Origin of the sequence: Liquorilactobacillus cacaonum DSM 21116 (genome assembly GCF_001436735.1) — a bacterium.
Lineage (GTDB): Bacteria > Bacillota > Bacilli > Lactobacillales > Lactobacillaceae > Liquorilactobacillus > Liquorilactobacillus cacaonum.
The window spans coordinates 1-3,204 of record NZ_AYZE01000015.1; the positions used below are offsets into that span (position 1 = coordinate 1).

3 protein-coding genes and 1 pseudogene are annotated in these 3,204 nt (G+C 31.6%); 3 read left to right on the top strand and 1 reads right to left on the bottom strand.

Annotation, left to right across the window (positions count from 1 at the left end; all coding sequences use genetic code 11):
• From FC80_RS09565 to FC80_RS06640, 3 genes and pseudogenes are all read left to right on the top strand, one after another.
• Positions 1-357, top strand: a pseudogene (locus tag FC80_RS09565) (hypothetical protein); the annotation flags it as partial.
• Positions 358-625: 268 nt separating this feature from the next.
• Positions 626-1,393 carry a glycosyltransferase gene (locus tag FC80_RS06635; RefSeq protein ID WP_057829364.1) on the top strand — a complete coding sequence of 256 codons (768 nt, stop codon included), beginning with the start codon at positions 626-628 and terminating at the stop codon, positions 1,391-1,393.
• Between the two features lie 85 nt (positions 1,394-1,478).
• The gene (locus tag FC80_RS06640) at positions 1,479-2,837 is read left to right on the top strand and encodes a DUF3329 domain-containing protein (protein ID WP_057829365.1); all 1,359 of its coding nucleotides are present in this window, start codon (positions 1,479-1,481) and stop codon (positions 2,835-2,837) included.
• Between the two features lie 177 nt (positions 2,838-3,014).
• Here the strand turns inward: FC80_RS06640 and FC80_RS09665 are convergent.
• On the bottom strand, positions 3,015-3,204 hold a 190-nt coding region (locus FC80_RS09665), incomplete at its 5' end, for a hypothetical protein (protein ID WP_057829366.1).

Below are 3,204 nucleotides of genomic sequence, written 5' to 3' on the forward strand. Positions count from 1 at the left end.
TATGTTGATAGTTTCTCGCTAGGTGCCAATAATACTCTGCATGTTGCTGGCTGGCATGCTGCCGATGCATCAACAGCTTTAAAATACACGTATCTTATCATTTTTGATAGCACTACAGGTAAGGAAATCACCAGAGTTAACTACACTCCAACTAGTCGCACAGATGTTGTTAAGAATGGATATGCTAACGTATATAATGCTGCCCAAAGTGGATTTGTTAAGGATATACCTTTGAGTTCAGCTACTTTAAGACAACTAAAAGGCCATATAATTCAAATCGTAATGCGCTACTCTTCTGATGCTACTACTGGAGAAGGTACAAGAATCGATTATTGGTCTGATAAAAAAATCCTTTAATAATAAAAATTCGGCTACTAAAAAAATAAGACTTTGAGTCATTTCAGTTTAAAAGAAGAGATTAGTGAAAACCGTTCTTAGCTTTCACTAATCTCTTCTTTAATTCTACAAAATCAATATAATGATAATTTCTCCATCATATTTTTGAGTTACATATCTCAGGAAAGGCCCTTTATCTCCAAAGCTTCCTCAACTTCCTTTAAATTGATAATTGTAGTAAAATTATGAGGGTTAAGTCTATATTCATCTAGAAATGAGAGGCGTTACATTGAAAAGTCCAAAATATTCCATTATAACTATAATTAATAATAAATCTACTTTTGATGAGTTTAGTGTTAGTTTATCCCAGCAACGTGATGTTGATTACGAATTAATTAAAATTAATAACTGTAATAATGAATTCACCTCTGCTCGCTCAGCTTATAATCATGCCGCAAACCTAGCAAAAGGAGAATTTTTAATTTTTTGTCATCCTGATATTAGGTTCTTGGATGAGCACTCTCTTTTTGACATTTGCAAATTCGCTCAAGATCAGAAAGAATTTGGAGTCATGGGTATTGCTGGCAGTCCGAGTGAATTAAAAAACAATAACCGTGTTCTTTTATCTACTATTATCCATGGTAATGATAAGATACAGGCTGGTGACTCTAATTTTTCTCATGCCACAGAAGTTCAAACTCTGGATGAATGCTTTTTTATAATGACAAAAAAATTCTGGGAATTACACCCATTTTCTAATCAAACTGGTTGGCATTTATATGCAGTCGAACAATGCATTGTTGCAAATTTAAATAACCAAAAAAATTATGTGGTTCCTGCTAGAATTTGGCATACATCTGATGGTAAATCTGAAGACTACCATTACTATATCTATTTACGTCAACTAATTCACAAGTATCGTGATAACTTACCTGCGACTCTTAATACAACTGTTAAAAAGTTTCCAACTCGTGGAATGTCTGCAAATCTCTACACTCTTTATTGGTTGATAAATAGATGGATCAAACAATTCTTGCATATTAAAATAAAAGGATGATATCTTCTACTCATTAACTAGCGTTATTATTACTAATCTTTAACTTTATAAATACCATATTCTTATATTTTTGGAAGGAAAAATTATGTTTAAAAAAATTAATAGAAACAAGCTTTTATTCTTTGGTTTACAAATTTTATTAGGTATTATTATGTCACTGTGGATTTATTCAACTCCCCTTTGGGACGATGACTTTGAACCTGCCAGGTACTTAAATGTCTGGCAGATGTTATTACAAACAAAAGTAGACTATTTTAATTGGAATGGAAGAATAGTCGGTCAAACTTTATTCAGATTTCTAGCTTCTGGAAATCAAATCATTGTATCGATTCTAGACGGTTTTATGTTTGTTTTACTTACTGTATTAGTATACATGCTCTCTGTAGGTAGAAAACATAAAACAATAAATAACCTTGGCTATATTTCAGTATTGCTTGCTTTAATGATTTCTATACCAGTTTTTGGGCAAACTATTCTATGGAGAGCTGGTGCCGGCAATTATCTTTGGGTTACTACAATAAATTTATTATTTGTCACACTTTATACTAATGATAATTATTTGGAAACTAGTAAACCAATAACAAAAAGTATACAGGTATTTATTTTTGTTATACTCGCACTTCTTTCCGGATTAGGTAGTGAAAATACATCGGGTGGTACTATTCTTTTCTTATTAATTTATTCCGTATATAACTACAAAAAACACAAAAAAATTAATATTTACAAAATTATTGGAATGGCCTCTCTGGTAATAGGTTATATCGTTCTTATCTTAGCACCTGGGGCTAAGATAAGAACGATAGCAGGGATGGGCAAAGAATACTATGACACTCCTCTAATAATGAGAATCATTAGGGGGCTTTATCAAGTCAACTCTACTATCAATCATTTTTATGTTCCTTTGATACTTCTGACTGTGCTTTTAGGGGTATGGACTTATAATCATAGGGATTCCAAATTATCTTTTGCTTATGGAATTACATGGATTTTATCTGGTTACGCAATTATATACGCACTTTCTTTCTCTCCAATGGGGCAAGACGGTGGAAGGCCATTTTTTGGAGGTATCATCTACATACTAATTGGTCTTTTCAATTTGGCTCCAACTGACGATGATTTTACTATAGGAAAGGGCACAACATATATTAAACAGTTAGCAATAACTGGTATCCTTATTAGCAGTTTTGTACTTTTACCAAATGGTTTTTATGATTCCTTGAAAGCATCAAAAGCTATTAATATGAGATACACATACATTGAAAGAAACGCAAAAAAAGCTAATGAGGATAAGAAAATTATCCAGGTTCCACCTCTTTCATACTATCCACAAACAAAATATAGTGTAAATTATCAACTAGAAGATATAAAATTTGGTGAAAATTCTTGGCCAAATAATCTATATGACTCTTTCTTCAAAATTCGTGGAATTACGCTACCAAATTAAATAATTTTAAATCCCTAATTGTCAAATCAAGAAAAATGCTAAGTCTTTGGAAAATACACTAAAAAAAAGTATCAATTATAATGATAATTTGATTTTTTTTAACATCGTTTGTAAAATTAATTTAGAAATAAAAAAATCATTTTGGGGCCGTGCCATAAGTCCCTAAGTGAAAGAGCTTCACCAGAGAAAGTAATGATTTTTCTGGTGAAGCTCTTTTGGTATAATTAAAAATAAAAAAGCACTGGTTGCAGCCAGTGCCTTTAAAAACAATCCCCTATAGAAAGGATAATCAAAATGTACAATAATTATACCATAAATCAGACTGTACTTAGTATTAAAACTGACTGGGAGCCAAAAGAAAATCATC

Bases quoted from the DNA above. Each gene is read 5' to 3' on its own strand.
- FC80_RS06640 (WP_057829365.1), top strand. From the start codon at position 1,479: ATGTTTAAAAAAATTAATAGAAACAAGCTTTTATTCTTTGGTTTACAA.